This is a genomic window from Hymenobacter setariae (assembly GCF_007713685.1).
GTDB lineage: Bacteria > Bacteroidota > Bacteroidia > Cytophagales > Hymenobacteraceae > Hymenobacter > Hymenobacter setariae.
Genome location: NZ_VMRJ01000003.1, coordinates 610,224 through 635,231, shown reverse-complemented (window position 1 = coordinate 635,231; position 25,008 = coordinate 610,224). Strand labels below are relative to the sequence as shown.

The 25,008-nt window shown below is 56.3% G+C and carries 18 protein-coding genes; 9 read left to right on the top strand and 9 right to left on the bottom strand.

The genetic code is table 11. The annotated features are described in order from the left end of the window. Positions 1-154 precede the first annotated feature (154 nt). The gene (locus tag FNT36_RS13740; protein WP_144848574.1) at positions 155-3,292 is read left to right on the top strand and encodes an efflux RND transporter permease subunit; all 3,138 of its coding nucleotides are present in this window, start codon (positions 155-157) and stop codon (positions 3,290-3,292) included. Between the two features lie 93 nt (positions 3,293-3,385). Then, positions 3,386-4,411 (top strand): bile acid:sodium symporter family protein, encoded by a 1,026-nt coding sequence (locus tag FNT36_RS13735; RefSeq protein WP_144848571.1) that lies wholly within the window; start codon positions 3,386-3,388, stop codon positions 4,409-4,411. Positions 4,412-4,604: 193 nt separating this feature from the next. Here the strand turns inward: FNT36_RS13735 and FNT36_RS13730 are convergent, their stop codons facing one another. The 3 genes from FNT36_RS13730 to FNT36_RS13720 all read right to left on the bottom strand — a co-directional run bounded on the left by FNT36_RS13730 (position 4,605) and on the right by FNT36_RS13720 (position 8,077). Next, entirely contained in the window at positions 4,605-5,747 is a 1,143-nt protein-coding gene (locus FNT36_RS13730) for a TlpA disulfide reductase family protein (RefSeq protein ID WP_144848568.1), read from the bottom strand. A 347-nt stretch (positions 5,748-6,094) separates the two neighbouring features. Next, positions 6,095-7,321: a TlpA disulfide reductase family protein gene (locus FNT36_RS13725; RefSeq protein WP_233635902.1), complete on the bottom strand. Its 1,227-nt coding sequence runs from the start codon at positions 7,319-7,321 to the stop codon at positions 6,095-6,097. Positions 7,322-7,687: 366 nt separating this feature from the next. Then, on the bottom strand, positions 7,688-8,077 hold the full coding sequence (locus tag FNT36_RS13720) for a winged helix-turn-helix transcriptional regulator (protein WP_144848561.1): 390 nt from the start codon (positions 8,075-8,077) through the stop codon (positions 7,688-7,690). Between the two features lie 158 nt (positions 8,078-8,235). Here FNT36_RS13720 and FNT36_RS13715 point away from each other — a divergent pair, with 158 nt between their 5' ends. The 3 genes from FNT36_RS13715 (at position 8,236) to FNT36_RS13705 (ending at position 10,830) form a co-directional block, all read left to right on the top strand. After that, positions 8,236-8,910, top strand: a complete 675-nt coding sequence (locus FNT36_RS13715) for an SDR family NAD(P)-dependent oxidoreductase (RefSeq protein WP_144848558.1) — start codon at positions 8,236-8,238, stop codon at positions 8,908-8,910. 18 nt (positions 8,911-8,928) lie between these two features. Then, entirely contained in the window at positions 8,929-9,372 is a 444-nt protein-coding gene (locus tag FNT36_RS13710) for an ester cyclase (protein WP_144848555.1), read from the top strand. Between the two features lie 594 nt (positions 9,373-9,966). Then, positions 9,967-10,830 carry a sigma-70 family RNA polymerase sigma factor gene (locus FNT36_RS13705; RefSeq protein WP_144848552.1) on the top strand — a complete coding sequence of 288 codons (864 nt, stop codon included), beginning with the start codon at positions 9,967-9,969 and terminating at the stop codon, positions 10,828-10,830. A 303-nt stretch (positions 10,831-11,133) separates the two neighbouring features. On the opposite strand, the gene FNT36_RS13700 is transcribed toward FNT36_RS13705, so the two are convergent. The 3 genes from FNT36_RS13700 to FNT36_RS13690 all read right to left on the bottom strand — a co-directional run bounded on the left by FNT36_RS13700 (position 11,134) and on the right by FNT36_RS13690 (position 14,629). Next, the gene (locus tag FNT36_RS13700) at positions 11,134-11,826 is read right to left on the bottom strand and encodes an alpha/beta fold hydrolase (RefSeq protein ID WP_144848549.1); all 693 of its coding nucleotides are present in this window, start codon (positions 11,824-11,826) and stop codon (positions 11,134-11,136) included. 112 nt (positions 11,827-11,938) lie between these two features. Then, positions 11,939-12,511: a Crp/Fnr family transcriptional regulator gene (locus FNT36_RS13695; RefSeq protein WP_144848546.1), complete on the bottom strand. Its 573-nt coding sequence runs from the start codon at positions 12,509-12,511 to the stop codon at positions 11,939-11,941. A gap of 84 nt (positions 12,512-12,595) precedes the next feature. Continuing rightward, positions 12,596-14,629, bottom strand: a complete 2,034-nt coding sequence (locus tag FNT36_RS13690) for a hypothetical protein (protein WP_233635901.1) — start codon at positions 14,627-14,629, stop codon at positions 12,596-12,598. A 311-nt stretch (positions 14,630-14,940) separates the two neighbouring features. Here FNT36_RS13690 and FNT36_RS25485 point away from each other — a divergent pair, with 311 nt between their 5' ends. After that, entirely contained in the window at positions 14,941-15,147 is a 207-nt protein-coding gene (locus FNT36_RS25485; protein ID WP_233635900.1) for a hypothetical protein, read from the top strand. Between the two features lie 261 nt (positions 15,148-15,408). Here the strand turns inward: FNT36_RS25485 and FNT36_RS13680 are convergent, their stop codons facing one another. Continuing rightward, the gene (locus FNT36_RS13680; RefSeq protein WP_233635899.1) at positions 15,409-16,587 is read right to left on the bottom strand and encodes a TlpA disulfide reductase family protein; all 1,179 of its coding nucleotides are present in this window, start codon (positions 16,585-16,587) and stop codon (positions 15,409-15,411) included. A gap of 157 nt (positions 16,588-16,744) precedes the next feature. Between FNT36_RS13680 and FNT36_RS13675 the strand changes: the two genes are divergently transcribed. Next, on the top strand, positions 16,745-17,734 hold the full coding sequence (locus tag FNT36_RS13675; protein ID WP_144848540.1) for a hypothetical protein: 990 nt from the start codon (positions 16,745-16,747) through the stop codon (positions 17,732-17,734). Positions 17,735-18,035: 301 nt separating this feature from the next. Here FNT36_RS13675 and FNT36_RS13670 read toward each other — a convergent pair whose 3' ends face one another. After that, complete coding sequence (locus FNT36_RS13670; RefSeq protein WP_233635898.1) at positions 18,036-18,758, bottom strand: alpha/beta hydrolase; 723 nt, start codon at positions 18,756-18,758, stop codon at positions 18,036-18,038. Positions 18,759-19,527: 769 nt separating this feature from the next. Between FNT36_RS13670 and FNT36_RS13665 the strand changes: the two genes are divergently transcribed. Next, positions 19,528-20,352 carry an OmpA family protein gene (locus FNT36_RS13665; protein WP_144848534.1) on the top strand — a complete coding sequence of 275 codons (825 nt, stop codon included), beginning with the start codon at positions 19,528-19,530 and terminating at the stop codon, positions 20,350-20,352. A gap of 139 nt (positions 20,353-20,491) precedes the next feature. Here FNT36_RS13665 and FNT36_RS13660 read toward each other — a convergent pair whose 3' ends face one another. After that, positions 20,492-20,914, bottom strand: a complete 423-nt coding sequence (locus FNT36_RS13660; protein ID WP_144848531.1) for a BrxA/BrxB family bacilliredoxin — start codon at positions 20,912-20,914, stop codon at positions 20,492-20,494. Positions 20,915-21,132: 218 nt separating this feature from the next. Here FNT36_RS13660 and FNT36_RS13655 point away from each other — a divergent pair, with 218 nt between their 5' ends. Next, complete coding sequence (locus FNT36_RS13655; protein WP_144848527.1) at positions 21,133-24,903, top strand: PKD domain-containing protein; 3,771 nt, start codon at positions 21,133-21,135, stop codon at positions 24,901-24,903. Positions 24,904-25,008 lie beyond the last annotated feature (105 nt).

The following is a 25,008-nucleotide window of genomic DNA, read 5'->3' as shown; positions in this document are numbered from 1 at the left end:
GCCTCACCCCCCGGCCCCCTCTCCGAAAAGGAGAGGGGGAGCTTGACGGCTTTTTGACGGCTGCCTACGTCCGCTAACGGTCGGCTCCCCTCTCCTTTTCGGATAGGGGCCGGGGGGAGGCGCCCCGCCTGTACAGCCCTAGTCCATCAAACTCATGCACAAGTTCATCCACGGCATCCTGGGCTTCTCGCTCCGGAACCGGTTCTTTATTTTTTTCTGCACGGCGCTGGTGGTGGCCGCGGGGCTCTACAGCTACCGCCGCACGGCCATCGACGCGTTTCCGGACGTGACCAACACCCAGGTCACCATTATCACGCAGTGGCCGGGGCGCTCGGCCGAGGAGATTGAGAAATTCATCACCCTGCCCATTGAGGTGGCGCTGAACCCGGCGCAGAAGAAAACCAACATCCGTTCGACCACGCTCTTCGGGCTGTCGGTGGTGAAGGTGGTATTCGACGACGATGTGGACGACGCCTTTGCCCGCGTGCAGGTTAACAACCTGCTGCCCTCGGCTGCGCTGCCCGAGGGCATCGAGCCCGAGGTAGAGCCGCCCTACGGCCCTACGGGCGAGATATTTCGCTACACTCTGGAAAGCGAAAATCACGACGTGCGCGAGCTCAAAACCATCCAGGATTGGGTGATAGAGCGGCGCATTAAGTCGGTGGCGGGCGTGGCCGACGTCAACAGCTTTGGCGGCGAGGTCAAGAGCTACGAAATCAGCATCAACCCGCGCCGGCTGGCCGAGTACGATATCACGCCGCTCGACGTGTACGAGTCGGTGGCGCGCTCCAACATCAACGTGGGCGGCGACATTATCGAGAAAAACGACGAAGCCTACGTGGTGCGCGGCATCGGCCTGCTGGGCACGATGGAGGACATCCGCACCATCATTATTAAGAACGTCAATGGCACGCCCATCCTGGTGCGCAACGTGGCCGAGGTGCGCGAGTCGGCCCTGCCCCGCCTAGGGCAGGTGGGCCTCGACCAAAAGGCCGACGTGGTAGAGGGCATCGTGGTGATGCGCAAGGGCGAAAATCCCTCCGAAGTCATCACCCGCCTCAACGCCAAGGTAGCCGAGCTGAACGACAAAATTCTGCCGGCGGGCGTCAAAATCAAGACCTTCTACAACCGCGAAACCCTCATTGGCTTCGCCGTGGGCACGGTGCAGCACAACCTGGTAGAAGGCATTGTGCTGGTGACGCTGGTGGTGCTGCTGTTTATGGCCGACTGGCGCACCACGGTCGTGGTGTCGGTCGTGATTCCGCTGGCCCTGCTATTTGCCTTTATCTGCCTGCGGCTGCGGGGCATGAGTGCCAACCTGCTCAGCATGGGCGCCATCGACTTCGGCATCATCGTGGATGGGGCCGTGGTGATGGTGGAGGGCATTTTCGTGGCCCTCGACCACTTGGCCCACAAAGTGGGCATGGAGAAATTTAACAAGCTAGCCAAGCTGCGCCTCATCCGCAAAACCGGGGCCGAGATGGGCAAAACCATCTTCACGGCCAAGCTCATCATTATCACGGCCTTGCTGCCCATTTTCTCATTCGAGAAAGTGGAGGGCAAGATGTTCAGTCCGCTGGCCTGGACGCTGGGCTTTGCCCTGCTTGGGGCGCTCATCACCACGCTCACGCTGGTGCCGGTGCTGGCTAGTCTGCTGCTGAACAAGAATGTGCGGGAGAAAAACAACCCGTTTATCAACTTCGTGACGCGCGGCAGTCTGGCAGTTTTTCGGCGCGTGTACGCCCACAAGGCCGTGAGCTTGACCTTCGCAGCGATGTGGCTGGTGGTAGGCATCGGGGCCTTTCGGTTCCTAGGCACCGAGTTTTTGCCCCAGCTTGACGAAGGCTCGCTCTACGTGCGCGCCTCGCTGCCGATGAGTATTTCGCTTACCAAATCGGTGGAGCTGACCCAGCAGATGCGCAGCACCCTAGGCTCGTTCAGCCAGGTGCAGCAGGTGCTGAGCCAGACCGGTCGCCCCAACGATGGCACTGATCCCACGGGCTTCTACAACGTGGAATTTCACGTTGATACCAAGCACATTCCGGAGCTGAAAAACCCGGCTTACCGCGAGGCCCTCATCGACAGCATGCAGCACAAGCTGCACGCGCTGCTGCCCACGGTGGTATTCAATTTTTCGCAGCCCATCCAAGATAACGTGGAGGAGGCCGTGTCGGGCGTGAAGGGCTCCATCGCCGTCAAAATCTACGGCGACGACCTCCCGTTTATTGACCAAAAAGCCGACAGCGTGTACGCCATCCTGAGCCGCATTAAGGGCATCGAAGACCTGGGCGTGGTGCGCAACCTCGGCCAGCCCGAGCTGCACGTGGAGCTGGATGAGCAGCGCATGGCCCGTTACAACGTAAGCAAGGCCGACGCCAACGCCGTGGTCGAGCTAGCCATCGGCGGCAAGGAGGCCTCACAACTCTACGAGGGCGAGCGGCGCTTCAGCATCCGTATTCGCTACCAGGCCGAGTTTCGCAAAACAGAGGAGGAAATCGGCCGCCTCATGGTGCCCACGCTGAATGGTACGCAGATTCCGTTGCGCGAAATCGCCAAAATCAACCTGCTTACTGGCCCCTCGCTCATCTTCCGCGACGATACGCAACGCTTTATCGCCATCAAGTTTTCGGTGCGCGGCCGCGACATGGGCTCGACCATTGAAGAGGCGCAGCAGAAAGTGAATGCGCGGGTGCCGCTACCCAAAGGCTACGCCTACGCCTGGGCCGGCGACTTCGAAAACCAGCAGCGCGCCACCCAGCGCCTGGCCGTGGTGGTACCCATCTCGCTGCTGCTCATTTTTTTCATCCTGTTCGTGCTTTTTGGCAATATGAAGGATGCCGGGCTAGTGCTGCTAAATGTGCCGTTCGCCATCACGGGCGGCATTGCGGCGCTGCTGCTCACGCACACCAACTTCTCGATTTCGGCCGGTATCGGCTTCATCGCCCTGTTTGGCATCTGCATTCAGGATGGCGTGATTCTCATCACCGTTTTCAAGCAGAATATCTTGAAAAAGATGCCGCTCGATTCAGCTATCTACGAAGGCGTTACCTCCCGCATTCGGCCCGTACTGATGACGGCCATGATGGCCGCCATCGGCTTGTTTCCGGCTGCCATCAGCACCGGCATCGGCTCGCAAACGCAGAAGCCGCTCGCCATCGTGGTCATTGGCGGGCTGATAACGTCTACCGTACTCACGCTCTTCATCTTCCCGCTCATTTTTGAGCGCACGCACGGCGAGTACCGGCGGCGTCAGGAAGCCCTAGGGCCAGCGCCCGGCACGCTTTTGCCGTAACGGTAAGTAGCGTGGACTTTTAGCCCGCGAGTAGCAACCCTTATCCACTCGTGGACTAAAAGTCCGCGCTAAAGCATCTAATTCGCTTCTTTCATGAGTCAACCGCCCGCGTCTGCCCCCACTCCTAACCGCTTTGTCGCGCTGCTTTCCCGCGTTGGGCTCGACTGGTTTTTGCTGGCGCTGCTGGGCGTGGTGGGCCTGGCCTACTGGCAGCCTAGCATAGGTAGCAAAGCCAGCCCCGTGCCATGGCACTTGATTACGACGGTGGGAGTAGCACTGGTTTTCTTCTTCTACGGACTAAAGCTGAACCTAGAAAAGCTGCGCGAAGGCATGCGTAATTGGAAGCTACCTATTGTGGTGCAGCTCGCCACTTTCGGTTTGTTTCCGGCGCTGGCGATGCTAGCAAAGCCATTCTTTGGCGCTGAAGGCGAGCCGCTGTGGCAGAGCATTTTCTTTTTGTGCGCCCTGCCCAGCACCGTTTCTACTTCGGTGGTGATGGTGAGCATTGCGGGCGGCAACCTACCGGCGGCCATTTTCAACGCCAGCTTGTCGAGCCTGCTAGGTATCGTGCTCACGCCACTACTCACCAGCTTGTTTCTGCACACTGGCACGGGCGGCAGCCAACTCTGGGGCCTAGCCACGCAGTTGCTCTGGCAAGTGGTGCTGCCGGTGGGCGCGGGTATTTTGCTCAACTCCCGCTTCGGCGCTTTGGTAGACCGCCACAAAGCCGCCCTACGCTACTTCGACCAGTTCACCATTCTGCTCATCGTGTTCACGGCTTTTTGCGAGTCGTTTGCCGAAGGTATTTTCCGCAGCTATGAGCCCGCCGATATTGCGAAGCTAAGCGCGGGCATGATGGGGCTGTATCTGCTGGCTTTTGCCCTTATCTGGGGCCTAGGTCGGGTGCTGAGTTTCTCGCGAGCCGACAACATTGTGGCCGTGTTTTGCGGCTCCAAAAAGTCGTTGGTGCACGGTAGCGTCATGGCTAGCCTGCTTTTTCCGGCCGGCGCTACGGGGCTTATTTTGCTGCCACTCATGCTGTACCACGCCCTGCAAATCATTCTGGCCAGTAGCATGGCTCAGTACATGGGCCGGCAAAATTCATTAGTTGCCATTTAGAAATGACAATTCTACAGGACAGAGCTCAGTTAAAGCAACTGAGTCTATTTACCTAAACAGTCAGTCTTGAAAGCCGCTAGTCTAAGCCGCTTTTACCCGGTTTAACCAGAAAATAGCAGTAGGCAGAAGCCCCAGAAGCCTGGTCTCTTGGCCAGTGCTTTTGGGGCTTTGCTTCGCTGGTGCAGACCTGTTTTCACTTTAGGTAGGGGGCGAGCTGGGCTACCAAATCTTCGCCCGTCAGGTTGCTGGCTACAATTTTGCCCGCGGGGTCAATCAAGAAGTTTTGCGGAATGGCGGTGACGTTGTAGCGCTGGGCAGCCTCATTCTGCGGGCCTAGTAGGTCGGCGACTTGCAGCCAAGGTAGGTGGTCCTCCGCAATGGCCTGCAGCCACTTCTCGCGGGCCTCGTCTAGCGAGATGCTCAGCACCTCGAAGTTGCGGCTCTTGTAAGCTTCATAAGCTTTGAGCACGTTCGGGTTCTCGGCGCGGCAGGGTTTGCACCAACTGGCCCAGAAGTCAACCAGCACATATTTGCCCCGGTAGTCGCGCAGATTCACCGGCTGGCCAGCCGGAGTGGACTGCTGGAAGTCCGGGGCCTGCGCCCCAATGGCGGTTACCTGCTGCTTGGCTAGTTGCTGGGCGTATTCCTGCCCAGCCACGCTGGTGCGCAACGCCGGGCTAAGTGCAGCGTACAGCGGCGCGGTAAGAGTTGTGGGGGTGAGCGGTGGCTGCTGCAGCAGCACTTCGAAGCTGACCCAGGAGGTAGGATGTGCTTTAATGAAGGCCCGGTCGAGCTGGGCCACTGCTTCCCGATGGGCCTTAAAGTCTGGGCGCGGGCCACCCTGCACCATATTGCTCAGCGCCTTGCTGTGAAGGTCGAGCAAGGGCTTGAGGGCGGCTTCGTGCTGCTGAAAGTCGACAGTGAGTGGCCCGCCCTGCACGCGCGCTTTGCGAACCGAGTCGGCACTGGTCACCACGACCGGGCCGGGCTCCAAGAATAGCCTGAGGCGGTCGGGCGATTCGCCATACCAGCGGCGCAGCTTGCCCGCTATCAGCTGCTCGTACGGAAAGTGATTCTGTAAGCGTCCCTCGCGCTCGAGCACTAGGGTAGCCGTTACGGGCTGGGGCGTGGTGCCCCGGAGCTCGAAACGCCCGTGGTGCAGCGTCGCCGAATCGAGGCGCTCCTCCCCCCGCACCAGATACACTTTGGCGGGCGCCTCAAGCGTGCCCAGCTGGCCGCGCAGATGATAGGGATACGAGGCCGGCGCCGGGCGGGGCTGCTGAGCCCAAGCGAACGCAGGCCCCAGCAGGGCCAGCAGCAAACAAGAATTACGCATGAGGTGGGTAGGAAAGGTACTCGGCGAAACTACTGCAAATAATAAAATAACTATATCTAGCACAATTCATTATGTGACCGCTGCAGCTAGCTGGAGACAAGGAAGGACAAGCGAGCAGGTGGAACTTAGTCAGAATAAAATCCAGCGGTCAAACTGAAGCTTTAGATACAAGAATGCGCTAGGTATCGTGGAGGCTTCCTGATAGAAGATGCTGCAACATCAAGTACAAAAAGACGTGCCCGGCTGCTAGCTAGGTAGCCAGGCTACCTAGCTTAGCTACCCATCTTATTTCCAACTTCTCAGCGGGCACCGTAGTAGAGAGTAGCAGATTAAGATACCTCTGCGGCCTAAAAAGCGTGTTGTAACTTCTTATGCAGCTTAGGAAAAGAGACATCGACGGCCACAATGCGGCCCGTGCTATCGACGAGCAGGTTGGCCGGGATGCCCGTGATGGCAAAGCGCTGGATATCCTCCCCATGAGTGCCTTGCAGTTCGGATAGATGAGGTATGCGCAGGCTGTCCTCGGCAATAGCTTTCACCCACTTGTTATAATCTTGGTCAAGTGAGACCCCCACCAGGCCAAAGCCTTTCGTCTTGTACTGTTTATACAGGCCGTAGTACTTGGGCATTTCCATGCGGCAAGGCCCGCACCAGCTGGCCCAAAACTCGACCAGCGTCAGCTTATTCCGCTGAAAGAGTTGTTTGGAGTTTAGCTCTTTGCCCGCTGGTGTCTTGCCGGCTAGGCGCTCGATGCGACGGCCCACGAAGCGCTGGTTCTTCTGGTTGCGGCTTTCGCTAGTAGCCAGCGCCTTATTTAGGAGTTGGCCGTAGAAGCTCTGTTGCAGTTGCGTGGGCATGGCCTGGTAGTGCTGGCGGAAGCGCGCCGCCGAGGGCAGGTCGTGGCGGTTTTCCAGCATGGCCCAGAGCGAGACCTCCGAGGCCGGGTACCGGCGTACGAAGAGTTCTGCCGCGGCGGCCCAGTAGCTGGCAGCGCGGTAGTCGAAGCTGCGAGCCGAGTCGGCCCACTGCTCAATTAGGGCTTTATTACCCGAGCGGAAGGTCTCGCTAAACTTGGCCACCACCACGGCCTTGTCCACGAAGTATTGATGCCAAAGACTGTCTTGCAGCACTAGGTATTGCTCCCACTGCTGTTGCCGAGGGGAGGTGGAAAAGACAATTGTATTCTGTAGATAGGACCCCGCCTCGGGCTGTTGATAGAACTTAGTGCGAATCGGCTGGCCCGTGTTGGTGATATGAATAGAGTCGGTGGGCAGATACACTTGCACAAGCCCAGATACCGTTTTATTGACCCGGCTGAAGTAATACAGGGTATAGAGCCCGGGCTGAGTGATGGTACCTCGCAGGGAAAACTGGCCACGAGGCGCTACTACTGTATCGATATCCTGCAAGGTGGAGTAATCGTTGATGTATAGCTTGGCTTGGCACGAGTCACAGCCTTCGATATCGGCTACGATTAAGTAAGGATATTCTTGCTGGGCGCGCTGCTTGGATTGGCAGCCACTCAGCAGAGCTATCCATAGTAGCACTAGCCAGCCGCACTGCGCGTTCGCCATTGAACCTAGCTTCTTTTGCATTCGCTTTCTCATACCGGGATAGGTTATCAGTGAAAGTGCTAGGGTTCAGACAGGCGCGTTGCGCAGCCGCCTGTTAGAGCAGATGCCGCACGGAAGCTTTTTGCATACCGCTCGCTGAAAAAAAGAGCCTGGTTGATAAAGGGTTGACAAGCGCAAGCGCTGACACCGTAATCAACCAAGCTCTTTTGTGAGAGAAATAAAGAGACGGAGATGATTTTTAATCGTTCTCTCGTGTACTGTCTCGCGCAGTAACATTTATGCTTAGCGCTTCAGGCAGAGGCAAAAGCAGCTATGAGCGTTATTTAGTTGCAGTGGAAACACTACCACTAATCTCTCTACAGGCCACTATCTTGGAGCCAACTCAGCAGTAACTGCTAACTCGCTAAGGGCGCGCTGCTTGAGGCGGTCTCCCCAGGTGCGCAAGCCCTCTAACACGCCGAGCAGTTCCTCGGCTTCTGGCAGTAGTGCATACTCCACGCGCGGCGGCATTTCGGCATAGATGGTGCGGCTCACCAAACCGTCGGCTTCTAGCTCGCGCAGTTGCTGGCTGAGCATTTTGGTGGTTACGGGGTGCAGCAGCTTGCGCAGCACGCCAAAGCGGTTGTAGTGCTGGCTAATATGCCAGAGCAGGGCCACTTTGTAGCGGCCGCTCAACCGCTGCATGCCATAGAGCATGGGGCATGTTTGGAGCAATTCGGCCAGGTTTAGGGCATTCGTAGAAGTAGGCTTTTTCATATTAAATGAGCAATAGTTTCCTTTTGGATACTAAGCTACAATTTAGACGGTAGTTGCTTTAGCTACTACCCTAGCGGGACCTTTGTGCTCTCCCTTGCTCGTCTTTTAGCCGGCCGGCACACCCTAGACAGTGGAGCCCACTTTCTTCCTTCTAGTACATGGAAAATTCAATTAAAACAGCCGTCATTACGGGTATCAGCAGTGGTATTGGCTTGGCCTTGACCAAAAAATTACTCGCCGAACATTACACTGTTATCGGCACCACTCGCTCGGGCAGGCTGCTTGATTTCGACCACCCCCGGCTGCACATTGTGCCGCTCGAAGCCACCGACGAGCAGAGCCGTACGCAAGCCGCCGCGCGCATTCGCTCCTTAACGGATAGCCTCGACCTATTCATCAACAATGCGGGTACGGCCCCCGACGTATTTACGATGGAGCCCACGCACGCGGCCTTCACACAAACGCTCGACACCAACGTGACTGGGGTTGTCTTCCTGACCGAGCTGCTGCTGCCCCACGTGCGACCCGGCGGGCAAATCCTGTTCGTGTCCAGCAATATGGGGCTGCCCCGCAACGCGGCTCCCAACGGCCCGGGCTATCGCCTCTCCAAGGCCGCCATCAACATGTACGCCGCCATGCTGGCGACCCGCCTGGCCGACCAGCATGTCCGGGTGACACCGCTGCACCCAGGCTGGGTGCAAACCAAGCTCGGCGGCGACCAGGCGCCTACCACGCCGGAGCAGGCTGCTACCGGTATCTACCAGGCTGTAGTAAGCGCTCCCGAAACGGGCCAGTTCTACAATGTGGCCCTGTCCGGGGTCGAGTCTTTTTAGTCTTTCCCTCCTTCACATATGGCTACTCCTTCTTCCTTGCAGCCGCTCTCCGCGGCCGAGCTGCAAGCCGTTCAGCTGCTCTACCAAGCCTTTAGCGACAATAATCCTGACCTAGTTGACCAAGCGGTTACCCCTACTTGGCAGGACATTCCGCTAGGACCGGGCCAGGCAACCGGCCCGGACGGCATCAAACCGATTATTGCGCAGTTTCGGCGCGCCTTTCCCGACCTCACCATTGTCATCCATGAGCTAATAGGGTCGGCGGGCCGCGCCGCCGTGCGGGCCGAAATTCGCGGCACGCATCAAGGCGAGTGGTTCGGTATTGCGGCGACCAACCGGCCAATTAGCCTGGCGCTGCACGAGTTTCACCACCTCGAAAACGGTCGTATCACCCACACTTGGCACCTAGAAGACTGGTTTGGGATGTTTCACCAACTAGGCGCCCTGCCCCCAAGCCTATAACCTAGGGCCACTATTTGCACTTTGTTGGCAGGGCGTACTGTTCTAGCTTGGCCTTCCCTAACGCAAAGAAGGTTGCACGCCTCCCATACCCCGTTCAGGTGAGCCAGTTTATACCAGAAAGCCATCCCTAAGCAAACGGGGCTGCACACCGCAAGATTTCAAGTGAGCGATGCCACCTATAGGGCCGAAAACATGTTGCGAGTTTTTACCAGCCGCGTGACGCTGCAATAAATTATCACTCTATCATTCCCATATGCATCGGGGCCCGGTATGTATGGGAATGACTATTCTGCAACTGTTTCTTATGCGGTTATTATATAATGGCACCCGTTACGAATAAGAAAGAAGAAATTTAACAGGACGCAAACGATAGCCTTTTTTTATTCTTTGGTATAACGTTTGTTACCAAGTGGCTTTAATGACCACTTATTTTCTTGCGAGAGGACATTTTGAGGCCTGTTTATTGAAGGTGGCTGCACTTTTATCTGCCTCATTTACACACCGAAAGGGTGTTATTACCAGAAACGGCGAACTAAGCTGCCTTGCTAGGGGTTATAACTTACCATTCCTCCTTTTAAGCCGAGCCGTTCCAGCATGAGACAGTTAAAAATCAGCAAGCAGATTACCAACCGCGAAAGCCAGTCGCTGGATAAGTACCTGCAGGAAATCGGCAAAGTGAGCCTGGTCTCAATTGACGAGGAAGTAGACCTAGCCCAGCGTATCCGCGAAGGTGACCAAATGGCCCTCGAAAAGCTGACCAAAGCCAATCTGCGCTTTGTAGTCTCGGTATCCAAGCAATACCAGAACCAAGGCCTAACGCTGGGTGACCTTATTAACGAAGGCAACCTAGGGTTGATTAAGGCGGCCAAGCGCTTTGACGAAACCAAGGGTTTCAAGTTCATCTCCTACGCTGTGTGGTGGATTCGCCAGAGCATCCTGCAAGCCTTGGCCGAGCAGAGCCGCATCGTGCGCTTGCCGTTGAACCGGGTGGGCTCGCTCAACAAAATCAACCGCTCGTTTGCCGAGCTAGAGCAGCGATTTGAGCGCGAGCCCTCGCCCGACGAGATTGCCGAGTTGCTAGAGCTGACGACTTCGGAAGTAGTAGACACGCTCAAAGTCTCGGGTCGCCACGTCTCGATGGATGCTCCCTTCGTGCAGGGCGAGGAAAACGGCTTGCTCGACGTGATGGTAGATGAGGGACAAGACACGCCGGATGCGGGCTTGCTCCAAGACTCACTGCGCCGGGAGGTGCAGCGTGCGCTCTCCACGCTGACGCGGCGAGAAGCTGACGTGCTGACGCTGCACTTCGGCCTCAATGGCCAGGCTGCGCTAACGCTAGAGGAAATCGGCGAACGATTTAGCTTGACCCGCGAGCGAGTGCGTCAGGTAAAGGAGAAGGCAATTCGCCGCTTAAAGCACACCTCCCGCTCGCAGTCACTCAAATCGTACCTAGGGTAGCCCCTTTACCCTTCCGCGCGACAGCTATTGCCTTCTGCTGCTGCCGCTTTGGCGATGGGCTAGACTGCGACCCACGCCGCTTACTACCCCGCGTCGCCATGACCGTCGATTAGCATGTCTCTGAGGCAAAGGCTAGGTACTATTTACTTCTTTAATACAAAATAGCGTTGTCCTGCTGATGCAGGGCAACGCTATTTTGTTTAGCGCGCAAAGGCACGTATTCTATTTTAAGCTTGGACCATCTCAGTGTAAGTCCGAATTTAAGAAGTAACGTCTATCCTTATAAGCCGACACAAGAGGCTGTTACGCAAGCAGCCAACTCCGTAAAGCATCGTTGACAGCTTGTGGCTGTTCAATTGTTGAGCCATGCCCGCACTCCGGAATAATGACGAGGCGGGCGTGTGGAATGGCCGCTGCTATTTCTTGCGCGGCGTCAGGCGGCGTTAATTGGTCTTGCTCCCCTACCAGTACGAGGGTGGGTACGGCAATGGCCGCCAAGCTTGGCCGGCTATCGGGCCGGGAAAGCACTGCCTCCACTTGGCGAGTGAAACCTGCTAGGCCAATTGCCTCACCCATGCGCTGATTGACAGCCCGAAGCCCAGGGTCACGTTGGTGAGCCGGGTGCATGACCGAAACAAGCGTCTCGCCCATCACGGTGGCCGCCTCCCCACTACGCGCCTGGGTCAGTAAGCCGCGAAACAAGCTAGCTTGTGTTGGTGACGCCGGTTGGGCAGAGGTGTCAAGCAAGGCCAGTTTGAGCACGCGCTCTGGCGCTTGCCGCATGATTTCGAGGCTAATCATGCCGCCCATTGACAGGCCAACGAGCGCAAATTGAGGTGGGGCCTGCGCCAGAATGTCGGTGGCCATCTGGGCGATAGTATTGCCACCTAGGGTGGAGGCGACTGTAATAGGTCCGTAAGGCCACAAAGCGGCTAGTTGGGGCGCAAAGAGTTCGGCCGTGCACAGCAGGCCAGGGATAAACACAAGCGGAGTCATCGCCAGAAGGAATAGGGGAAAGAAAGGCTGCTGCGTTAGAAGCGCAGCTAACTTGTCACAAAGCTCCCCTAGGCGAATGCCCGAAAACTTAAGCTACCTTAAGAAATAGGCCCTAGCTGTGCCGGGTGCGCAGCGCACTCAAAAACTCCGGCGTCATGCCCAAGTACGAGGCAATGTACTTCTGCGCTACCCGATGGCGCAGGCGGGGGTACTGGCGACAAAAGCGGGCGTAGCGTTCGGCGGCGGGCCACTGCAACAAGGCTAGCCGCTGGCGCTGCTCGAAGAGAAATGCATTCTGAAATAAGAGCCGAAAAAAGCGTTCGCAGGCAGGCACGCGCGTGCAGAGCTGTTCGAGCCGCTCTAGGCTCAGTTGCAAGACCTCGGTCGTTTCGAGCGCCTGAATGGTGAGAGCAGCGGGGCGCACCGCTACCGCGCTCGCAGTATCGCCACACCACCAACCCTCCCAGGCAAAGCCGAGCACGGTTTCGTGGCCGTGGGCATCGGTAGCATAAGTGCGCACGCAGCCTTGTGTCACAAACAGGAGGGAACGAGTAGGCTGTCCGGCCTGGAGTACGTAGCCAAAACGCGCCACTTGTAGCGGAACCATCAAGCTACTAAAATAGGCCTGCTCAGAAGGAGTGAGGGATATGTACTGGGTTACATTGGCCAGTAAAGCAGGGTACATAGCTAGTGATAAGAGAAGATATAGAAGGAGCTCTCAACTGGTGTAATAAGCTCGTTTTACTGCTAGATATCCACAAAAACCTGATTAGTTCAACTTGACTTCTACCGTCGTATTATTTTGCACTACCCGTTGGACTACCACCTTGCCTTGCTGGACAACCTGCACCTGGAGCTTGTTCTTGTTCCGGCGCAGGTTGATATCGAAGCTCGCATTAAACGCTTTGATGTTACTGATAGTCAAGCGGTCCCACTTACTTGGCAGATTGGGGCGTAGGCTGAAGGAATTAAAACCAGTCGGCTCGAGGCCCAGCATGCCTTCGGTAAAAAGGCGGCAATACAAGGCACTTTCAGCAGAGAGGTGCGCCATGCCGTTTTCCGGCCAAGCTTCCACGGCATACGGTACTCGAAAACCAGTTAAACGCGTGGTGGAATAAGAAACCAAGCGAGCGAGGGCTCGGTCAGATGCCCCCGCTTTAAACGCGCCGCGAAAGGCATAGAGTGTACCGCGGTCCCAAAACACGGGTGCGGACCCAGTCTCAGGTTTTAGCTCGGTCAGCACGCCATTGGCTGACCACAATTTATCGAATAAGGCATCTAGCGTACCGGCTTTGCGCGGGGTTAAGCCGACCACTAATGGTAGGCAAATCCAGCTCCGTAATGTCGTATTCTCTTTATAATACTTATACGTGTGCAGCCCCGCCAGTTCCGCTCCGAAATACTGCTCAATCGCCGTTGCTAAGCGCTGAGCTTGCTGATTATAGGTCGTGCTTACGGCAACCGGCTTGTGCATCGCCTTCGCCAACCGAGCCGCTTGCACCAGCGCCCCATAGTATAAGCACGAGGTAGAGAGATTGGCCGAACCTGCTGGAAAACGCCCTTCTAACTCATCGCTTTCCGATGCCACGACCCCGGCTGCCGTGGTTCGTTTCCGGCAGTAGTCCAGGCACCACTCAATTAAGGGCCAGAGCTCTTTACTTTTCTGCTCGTCGCCAGCGGCAAGCAGGAAGTGCGTGGCCCCGAACGCCAGCATGGCCGCATCGCCGCGGTCGCGCTCCCCAAAAGGAAAGGTGACGTCCATCTCAAACGAGGCCCAGCTCTTGCCCCCGTCTTTGGGCAGGTTACGCTGAAAGATGCGGTAAGCATTCATCGCCGCTAGGTTGCCGGTTTGATAGCCTAGGTACGGAAAGAAGGGACCACTGTATTCTGCCTGGTCATTGGCCCATATTCCGACATAGTAGTTGCCCCCGCCCGGGGAGTGCACTAGCCCGTAGCGGGAGCGAAAAATGCTTTCCGCAGCCCGAATTTTAGAAAAATAGAACAGCGTGTTCAGAACTAGGTCCGGCGAGTGTAGCTGCAGATTGGTGGCGATGCTGTCCAGGAACGTATCGCGGCTGCGTTCTACTGCGGCTACGGAAACGGTGGGCGCCGCTTCGTCATTGAGCGTGGCCAGGAAGTAGAGGCCAAACTCATAGCGCTCCCTAGGTTGCAACGTGACAGTACGCTTTGCATCAGTGAACATGCGCCGGTGGTAAATTCCCTTCCAGCCCGCCTCTTCCTGTTGAAGTTCGGTAGCCCCAATACCTACTGTACACGGTGTTTGACTTGTGTTAAGCAAGGTCCATTTTTCCACTAAACACCGCTCTTGCATGGAGGGGAAGAATAAGCGGATTACCGTTAAGCCATTTTGTGCGTGGAAGTAGAAGCTGATTTTACCGTTTATTCGGATGGAATCCAATTCGCCAACTTCGTACTTCTGGTCTCCTAGGGTGAGCACGGGCAGCAGGTTATCGCGGTACTCCCCGCGTAGATACGCGCGGTAGGGCGACTCGCTGGGGGTGGTGTAGCGACGCAGTTGGGGAAAGATGATGTCGCGGGTCAGGTGCAAGTGCTTATTCTTATCTACCTCGTAGCGGATGATGGCGGAAACTTGCGTACCAGAGAGTTCAATGTTATCGGCATGAGGCAGCCGGCCTTCCTTGCTCAAGTTCCAGGTGATACTCTGGTCACGATTTGGCTGCCAGAAGCGCTCGTTTTGGTGCGAAAAGTCCTGCGCATGCAAGGAGAGGAAAAAACCGGCCGCTACACTAAATAAGAGAGCTAAGTAGACCTTGGGGAGCAAAGAAGAGGAAAGACAGGTCATCACGAGGCAGGGAGCGTGGTTGGTAGGTAATGGACAGCGAGCGGCACCTCTGCGGAGTGCTAGTTGAAAGAAAGCATACCTTACCTAGTAGCCGAGCTGGAGCCCGACCTAGTAAAACAGCCTAAGATAGGTTGAGTAACTAAAGTGGGTACTCTAGCCCCGAAAGATGCACCTTGTTACTACGGTCAGTACATCCTGGCATTACAGGCTAGCTAGCCGGGGTTACCCACTTTTCTTATAGTTCGTACCCCACGTGCCTAAAAAAAGCAATCCCCATCTCGTTAAATTCGATGGCCGCCGAGCCCAAAACCGCCATCATCCTCGACCGGCTAGCTGCGGCCGACTTAGACGAAAGGACGAGTAACGCTGGTGGGGATGCGGCCTACTGCGCCTCGCTCGGGGCAGGCACTGGAGGCTCACTGGCCATGATTGACGGGGCGGCCCTGGCGGAGACTTTCGCGGCCTATAACCAGCAGTTGCGGCCGCGCGTGGAATAGGCCCAAGCCCAAGCGCTGGTCATGCTAGCATACTATTTGGTGCCTGGACTAAGGCAGGATTGAGCAGCGCAATACGCAACCACCTTCTTTCTAATGCCAAGGTAGTAATGCCTCAGGCAGAAGCTCTCTAGGATGGCCTAGTGACCCACTATGGGAGCAAGCCCACCCTGAAAAGCGCACCTTTCGGGGCCAAACTATACAGAGGGCTGGCGTGGCGAAGAGCAGTAAGGCTACTAACCTTGCTTCTAGGACTTGTCGACACTACTCTGGCTTTTCGCTTAGCTTTTCTTCCAGCACCTTTCGATACAACGCCTCATTGTTGTCTTCATACCCGCTGAATCGCTTGAGCTCCTTGCCGCGGCTGTCCGTCACCAGAATGAAGGGAATGGCGTTGAAATTAAACTTCTGCTTCACTTGCTCAATTTGTTCTTTGCCGACCAACAACTGCGGCCACCCCATCTGCTCCTGGCCCAACGCCTGTTGCCAGTTTTCTGGCTTTTCATCAATAGAAACGCTGACTAGGTGCACACCCCGGTCCTTGTAGTGGGCATAGAGTGCTTTAAGCTGGGGTATCTCTTGGCGGCACGGGCCGCACCAGCTCGCCCAAAACACGAGCATATTCACCTTCGCGCCATTATCCATTAGCCAGCCTTTCTGCTTATCAGGGCCAACAAGCGACAGGTTGGGATAAGGTTGCTCGGAATCGATACGCGTAACTAGGTACTGGTTGACCTTGCGACCAAAAGTGGATTGTTGCACCTCGGGGTTGAACGAACCCACTAGTTCGCGCAGCTCCTGCTCTGTGTACTGTTCTTTATAGTTGTAGATTTCTTGGAGCAGGTAGTACGAGTAGGGATTCTGAGTAATCTTGTTTTTGAAAAAACTGATTTTGGCCGCTCGTTTTGCTCCTTCCAGATTGCCTAGCCACCCAAAGTCGGCTGTCAAAAGGCTGAACATCACATCTGTTTCTCGATTACCTATTACTCTTATTCCGTCTTCGCTCTGCGCATCCCCTTCTAGTTGGGTATGCCCTTGAGTTAAAAAGAATGCGGTACTGCCGGAGGAAAAGCGCACGTGAGCTGCTCTCAGGCTATCAGGGTTGCGAATGGTATGGTTGCGCAGTAGGAGCATTCGGTGCCCTATTCGCTTAAAAAGTTGCTCGGTAGAAGTAGTAGTGTCAAATACAGGCTTGTTAGCGGTGTAATGAATCGAGACCATCTGGGGCGTGAACGAGGAATCAGGCGTAAGTGTGAAGCGAAACCTACCATCCTGGCACTGCGTCGAATCAAGCCGCTTCCAACTATGAGCATCGGCCAAGTAGACCTTCCCATTCTGTATGTTTTGTACGTTTCCCTCAATCACAATTTGCTCCGCGGGCTTGGCTTTAGTACAAGCCCCCAAACAAGCGAGCAGCCCCAGTTTGACCAACGAATTCTTCATAGCTTGCTGACATAGTGAACAGATGGTGAGAATCGATGCAATGTAAAAATTAAATATGAACATACTTCATTTGCATAGCCATAAAGCTTGACTACACAACCAAATAGCCGGTTGCGCTTTGCTGGCTGAATAGTTTACTCTCTTCCATTTTCCCGCTATGTGGTCACTCCCCAACCGCCCCTCGCTGACTGGGGCCATGCTCCTCTTCTTCACGCTCGCCTTTGGTCACCGCCCATGCCTTGCCCAGACGAAGGACCCGCTGCCACCTAGGCCAAAGGAAACGTCACCGACGCCACGCCTCGATATGGCCCCTCGCTTAGCCGACCGAGTACAGGACACGCCCGCTACGGTAGTCCGCCTGTTTAAAGACGCTGGCATGTCCCCACGTGCTCACGTGCTCACGGTCAACGAGCGTCGCCTCGTGGCTCAGTCTCTTGCTGCCCTGCCCCCTTTGTACCAACGCGTGTTGCAAACCCGGTTACGTAGCCTCAGCTTCCTGGACAACATGCCCAACACGGCCCTGACGTCCACGGTCGAGTCCACGTCTCCTAGCCCGCTCTTCGACATTACGATTCGTGCTGGGATTTTGCAGCAAACGGCCAGCGAATGGCTCACCGAAAAAGAGCGTACCTGCTTTACACCGAACGACTCGACGGTCCAGGTCGCCATCGAGGGCGGGGCGCGCGCTGCGCTTGACTACGTGTTGATGCACGAAGCCACACATGTGATAGATGCTACGCTGAAGCTAACCCCAACGTCTTCGGCCACGGGGCAGCTACTTGATAGCGCAGCGGCCAAGCCCTTCACGGCCGGGGTCTGGCAGCGCCGCACCCTACCTACCCCTGCCTGGCGGCACGCATTGCTGCTGCAGATTCCATTTCGGCGTGGCGGAAAAGCCTTGCCCATCACCAAGGCGGCCCAGGTATATGCCTCGCTACAACAGACGCCCTTTGTTTCTCTTTATGGCAGCTCTAGTTGGACCGAGGACCTAGCAGAATACCTGACAGTCTATTACTTCACCCACAGACTGCACCAACCGTTTCGCATTGTGCTCCGCCAGCACGCGCAGGAACTATGGGCGTACGAGCCTATGCAGTCTGGCTTGGTGCGGCGCCGCATGCGGCAGTTGAAACATTTGCTAGCCTAGCGGCACCGTTTCTGGGAAACATACATCCACCTTCACCTAGTAACCTGATAGCAAGCACACACTTATCAGACCCTCTTGATAGCCTTATAGATAGCTACTGCGCTACTGCTGCAATAGATTAAGGCTGACTATTGGCGCGTAGTTGCTCGTTCATAATGAATAAACTACATCCTAGGGATGGTAATGCATCTCTAAAAACCGTTTTTGGCGTACTAGCAAGCGTACCCTAGTGACCCCAAAGGCAGTTTTTAGAACGTTATTTCGATACGGGTTTTTGGAGAGTAACAATAGTGAATATCACCTATTTAGCGGTGGGTACTTTTGAGGGAGCGAATACCAGGCGCAAGGCGCGCAGCGCCGCCGGATGGTAAATAGTAGCGTGGGTTTCTGCAGGCATGGACTCATAATACCAACGCAACTGCTGCGGCGCAGCGGCGCGCAAGGCAGGGGCTAGGCGGCGCGATTCGGGAATGCGGGCATCATCACTGCTAGAAGCTACATACAGGGTTTTGGCCGGGCCCTTATAAGCCTGCAGCCGCGTCTGAGCCTGGTTTACTAGCCACCCGTTGTTCCACCACAAGCTGGGGTCAAAGGCTACATACGTATCAAATAAGTCGGGCTCCTGCAGTAGGGTTTCCATAACGAATAAGCCCGCTAAGGATTCGCCGATGATGGCCGTTTCAGCACTGGTGTGGTAACGCTGCCGAATCACGGGCATGAGCTCTGTGCGGATGAACTGGCGAAAGGCCGCTGAGCCACCTACTTGAGGCGCAATCTTTTTATCGTCTGCGCTGGTGGTAGGGCCGGTAAGGTCGCGCCGACGGGCCGTATTTTCGATACCGACCAGTAGAAAGGGGCGCATGGTTCCATTGGTCGTCAAGACCTGTACTAGCCCGGCCACATGCAAAAAGTCTTCCTTTATGCCCCCATCGGGCATATATAAAACAGGCAGTTGGCTAGCTACCGAATCTGCGTAGCCCGGTGGCACATACACATTTATGCGGCGAGTTTCTCGGAGTGCCACAGAAGGCAGGGTAAATGTTTGCCCTATCGGGAGGCTAGTAGGCGCAGATTGCGCATGCGCCATAGGAGGGCTAATGGTACTGACCAAAAGGCCACTAAGCGTAAGAAAGGATAAGTAATTCACCGCTGAAAGAGGAGCAAATAGAAGGTAGTGTGCACGAACCAATGGGACGAAGGTATTTTTAGAAATGTGAGTCGCCATTTACGCTCGCGTGTCGAGGCAGGAGGAGTCACACAAAAACAGGCATAGCAACCCCCGTTAAGCCGCTGTTAATAATGAGACTTTCTAGGTAGCAGGTGCAGGAGTCTTTTTACTAAGCAGCCCGATATACTGCGTGGGCACTAGCCAATAAGAAAACAGTAGGGCACCTAGGCCCAACTCTTTATCACAAACCCTCGAATTATAGCTACTTACACTTCTTTGAGGCTACTTGTTGAGGAATGCTGTGACTACTCTCGTGAGCCCTTTCATACTTGCGCGGGGCGGCATCCAGTCTTGGGCAGGCCCGCTCTTTAAATAATTCTATCGGCCTGATTAGCTGATAAAATGACACTAAAAAAATAAATAACTATCCTTTTCTCAGCTATCCATAGTGTACTATATTCGTCTGATTATCCAACCATTCTACAGCAGTCGCACTCAGTTAAAGCTGAACACTTGATGGCTTTATTCCGTAAGTAGCAATTCATTAATTACTTGCGCCAAAGCTTGTCTGGTTTTCGCTTTTGCCAAAGCATCACCTCTGCGCGTCTATTCTTCACTCTCGGCTATGAACCTACCCCTACGCGGGCTATTGGCGGCGGCATTGCTCCTAGGGAGCCTGCGACCCGCTTTGGCACAATTAGCGCCCGACACGCTAGCCCAAACTACTGCTGGCACTGATACGCTGCGCCTAGCCCAGCGACTGACCGAAGATGAGGAAGAGCCGGCTACGGCGAGCACCTTGCCCGTGGCCCCCATGCCCGTGGCCGTAACGGAAATAACGCTGCACGGCACCGTACTGGATGTAGCTAGTGGCAAGCCAGTGGCAGCCAGCATCGACGTGCTCGATAATGAGAACGGTTCGCTTGTCACCACCCTGCATTGCACGCCAGAGGGTAGCTACTCAGTAAACCTGCCGGCGGGTACCAACTACGGCCTAGTGCTGCGAAATAGCGCGTACCCTTTTCACTCCGAAAACGTGAACTTGGCATCGCGGATGGGCTTCCCAGAAACGGTGCGCAACTTCCGGTTGCAGAAGCTAGAGCCTGGCACCAACATCTTGCTGAATAATGTATTCTTTGAGCCCGGCACCGCTAAGCTGCGCCCCGAAAGCACAGCCGAGCTAGAGCGCCTCTTGAAGCTGTTAGGCGACAAACCCAAGCTGAAAGTGAAAATCAGCAGCCACAGTGATGGCACCGGTGACTATGAAGAAGGTGTGGCCCTGACCAAGCGCCGCGCCCAAGTAATTGCCGCTTACCTCACTGAGCACAAAATCAAAACCGAGCGGCTGACGGTGATGGGCTACGGAGCCAGCATTCCGCTGCGGGCCAGCGCCCTTGACGGCGACCGCCTGCGTAATCAGCGCACCGAGTTTAGAGTACTAGCTAACTAAGCGTAGCGTCGGCAAGTCCTAGGTGCTTGCAGCTACCACTTAGTACCTATAAAGCACGAAAAAGGGCCGCCAATTTGGCGGCCCTTTTTCGTGTAGCCAGCGCCGAGCACCCCTTTAGTGGAAGTGGCGGCACGGTTGGCTAGCAGTATTCTTCAAATGCACCTTGTAGGTTGTTGACGATGCGCATCATGTCAGAGCCTTCGATGTGGTAGCGCTCAATCATGTGCACCAGTTCGCCATCCTTAAACAAGCCGATGCAGGGCGAGGAGGGCGGATAGGGCAGCATGTGCTCGCGCATTTTAGCTACCGCATCGGTTTCCATACCAGCAAAAACGGTCACCAGTTTGGTGGGCTTCTTCTCAGCGCTGGCCAAGGCCAGCTTGAGGGCCGGGCGAGCTTTGCCAGCAGCGCAGCCGCACACCGAGTTCACGGCTACTAGCACCGTGCCTTCGGTTGGGGCCAGGGCCGCATCTACTTCCTGCGGCGACATCAGTTGTTCGAAGCCCGCTTCTACCAGGTCCTGGCGAATGGGAGCGACCATGTATTCGGGATAAACAGCCATAATAGGGTAAATTAATTTGGACTGAAACGGCGGACAATCCGTTTATTTCTTCGCAAAAATACGGCACGCGTCGCGCCGCATTCCATAAGCAGGCAACCCCGCAAAAGGTTCGTAGTGCTACGTTCATTTTCTGGCCACTATTGCCGTATACCTTACTGACTGCCTGCCGCTCCTAGGTAGTCATACTTGCTTAGTAACCCACTCATTCCTTTACCGTTTTGGCTCTTAAATTATCTACGCTTACTGGGCGCCTAGTGCTGGGCTTAGCCGCCTGGGCTAGCCTAGGCCTAGGCCACGAAGCCAGCGCCCAAACGGGCACGGGCAGCGGGCCACTGGGCCAACCCCGCCCCACAGCCGAGCTATTGCGTGCTCGCTCCAGACCTATGCCGCCGAGCACCGCTGGCAGGCAGCGCATTGTCGCCAGCGCCAGTACCAACCCGCATCTCGACGAAAGATTGCAGCGCCTTTACCAGGAGAGCGCAGCTGCACCAGGCACTGAAAGCCTACGGGCTCGCCACCCCGAGCTTACGTTTGGCAAGGACACGGCGCCCGCAGTGCTAGTGCGCATTACAGCAGAAGATGTAAATACGCTGCTGCCTAGCTTGCAAAAACGCGGTTTTGTAGTAGCCGCTTCTTATCCCAAGCTGCACTTTGTGGAGGGCCTGCTGCCGGTGAGCCAGCTCAGTGGCGACGGCCAGGGCGTGGAGGCACTTACCAAGCAAGGCCTGCTGGGGGTACTAAGTGCTTACGAACCGCAGCACAATGCAGGCGTGGTGACCAGCCAGGCCGACTATGTGCTGCAAGCAGCCCGCACCCGCGCCACCCGCCCCAAAAACGTGACTGGCAGCGGCATTAAAATTGGGGTACTGAGCGATTCTTTTGACGCCCTAGGTGGCGCGGCCGCCGATGTAGCCGCGGGCGACCTACCGCCCGCAGGGGTGCAGGTGCTGACGGAGGGCGGCCCTACCGACGAGGGCCGGGCCATGTGCCAGCTCATTTATGACCTAGCGCCGGGGGCAGCACTAGCTTTTAACACGGCTAATGGCGGCGAGGGCATCTTTGCCCAGCATATTCTGGACCTGGCCGACCCTAGCAAGGGCAACTGCCAAGTGATAGTAGACGACGTGCGCTACTTCACCGAGCCTTTTTTTCAGGATGGCGTAGTAGCGCAGGCCGTTAACCAGGTAGTGGCGCAGCGCGGCGTCAGCTACTTTTCCTCGGCTGGCAACAATGCCGATGCCAGCTATGAGAATGCTACCCCGCAGTTTATAACACCGACGGGCAGCACCAAGCGGCTGCTCAATTTTAATACGGCCAACACCACTACCGACGTTACGCAGCGCATTACGATAGCCGCCACAAACTCTTTCCGGCCCTTTCTGCAATGGTCAGACCCTTTCTACACCACTGCCGGGGTAAAAACCAACCTAGACATGTACCTCATTGCCGTGACCAACGGCACGGCAGGTGACACGGTAGCACGCGGCACCAACAATAATATTGCGCTGCAGTATCCGCTTGAAGTTCTTGACTTCACTAATACTGCTGCAACGGGCACTACGACCTTCGACCTTGTCATCGTGGTGCGGGGCGGGGTGGCCCCTACGCGCGTCAAATACATTGACTACGGCTCGGGCGCGACGCTCAGCGAATGGCGCACAAGCAGCAGCACCATCTCGGGGCATGCCGCGGCGGCTTCGGCCTATGCGGTAGCGGCGGTGCCCTACTATGCCCAGCAAACGCCGGCTAGCTATACATCGAAAGGCGGCGCACTGCCTTTCTTGTTTAGCCCAACGGGTACAGCGCTGGCGGCGGTAGAAACGCGCCAAAAGCCTAATATCACGTCGGTAGATGGCACAGACACTTCCTTTTTTGGCTTTGATATCGAAGGCAACGGCTTTCCTAATTTCTCCGGCACGTCGGCCGCGGCGCCGCACGCGGCGGCCGTAGCGGCGCTGCTACGCTCTTCGGAGCCAGGCCTAACGGCCACGCAGGTCTACAATCGCCTCACCAGTTCGGCTCGCCTCATTGGCACCATGGCCACCGACCCGCTCACTGGCCCCGGTCTGCTCGATGCCTACACGGCCGTGTACGGGCCAGTAGTGGCTACTGCCACGCCCTACATAGAGGACCTAGAGAAAACAGCGCTGCCCCTTAACTGGGCCGTGAGCACCTACCGGGCTGGGCGCGTGCGGGTAGTAAGCGGCCTAGGGGCCGCCTCAGGCAAGTACGAGCTGTTGCTCGATTCGGAAGTTAGCCAGTTGCAAAGTATTACCGAAGCGACCTGCTACGTGACGCCGGTTGCAGGCAGCAACTTACAGCTGTCATTCAGGCACCGTAAGAACGTAGCCGAAACCAATGAGGTCATGCCCACTTCGTACACGGGCAACGGCACCAGCCGCACCGATGGCGTGGCCCTCAGCGTGGATGGGGGCACGACGTGGTACCGCATCTACGACCTCGCTACTAACTCTACGACTAGTTACCAGACCAGCGTCGTCAACCTCACGCAGTTTGCGGCGGCTAATGGCCTGACCCTAGGTACTACTATTCGCATTAAATTTCAGCAATTCGGTACCGGCTCGGGCACCACAGACGCAACCCGGCGCGGTCGCTCGTTCGATGATATTGCCGTGACTGCTAGCACCCCAGGCTTAGTGGCTCTTTTCAACTCTAGCACGGCCACCGGGTGCTCTGGCTTGCAGGTGCAATACGCCGACACGTCGCTTTTCAAGTCGGCCGCTACCACTTATGCCTGGACGTTTGTAGGCGGCATCCCCGCTACTTCTACCTTGCGCAATCCGCTAGTGACTTACAATACGCCGGGCCACTATCCTGTCACGCTGAGCGTGAGCAGTGCCGGCAGCACTGCTACCCGCACCGACACGGGCTACGTTTTCATTTCGGGCCGCGCCCCGCAGGCTACTATTACGGCCAGCAGCACTAGCATCTGCCGCGGTGGCAGCGTCACATTCAGCAGCACAGCGCTTTACTGCCCGAGCACCTATGCCTGGAGCTTTCCGGGAGGCTCGCCGGCTACCTCTACCGCTGCCAACCCCGGGGCCGTCACATACGCTACAGCGGGCACTTACACGGCTACGCTCACGGTAGCAAATGCCTACGGCACCGTCACCAGCAGCGTCATTATCGACGTGGATGGGCGGGCACTACCGTTTGCAGAGTCCTTTGACAACTCCACTACCCTGCCGCGCGGCTGGACGCTAGTACGTCCTAGCGTCTACACCTGGTCATTGGTCGATGGCATTATCGGGCGGTCGGGCGTGGCCAGCCGGGCCCTTCAGGCCCCCTTTGTTGATGATGAAACCCGCGGCGAGCGGCCAGCTGTGTACACCCCAGCCATCAACCTAACGGGGGTAGCCAGTCCCAAACTACTCTTCGACCTTGCCTACGGGCCCTTTGCTACCGTGGCCGGGGCCGTTCCTACCGATATCGACTCGCTTAGTATCCAGGTGGTCGATGCCTGCACTGGCACAGTACTCGGCAAGCCCTACAGCAAAGGCGCCACCAACGGCCTTGCCACTAGCACTAGTACTCCCAATGTCTTTATTCCCACTTCGGGCAGCGACTGGCGGCAAGAGCTAGTAGACCTAACCCCTTTTGCTGGCAGAGTCGTCATCCTCCGGTTTATTGGCTACAATGATTACGGCAACTCTCTCTACCTCGATAATATTCAGATAGGCAACAGCTTACTCAGCCTGACTTCAGTAGCCAGCACTGTAGGGCTAGAAGTGTGGCCCGTGCCTACCCCGCGCGGCACTAGCCTCAACCTGCGCCTACCAGCCTACACTGGCAGCGTCGACCTGCGCTTGGTTGATAACCTAGGGCGCGTGGTGTGGCAGCAACAGCTTACGCAGACCGGCGCGGCCCTCGAGCGCACGTTGCCGCTACCATTCGCACCAGGCTTGTACAATCTGCTCTATAGCCCAGCTAGCGGCACGCCCGCCGCCCGCCGCGTAGTGCTTGAGTAAGGCTATTATATAGGTAGCCGCCCCTGCAAAATGACCAAGTGCTATTCCGCTTGGTCATTTTGCATTTTTTATGCTTTATCTTTAGGCTGATAATGAGCTAATACG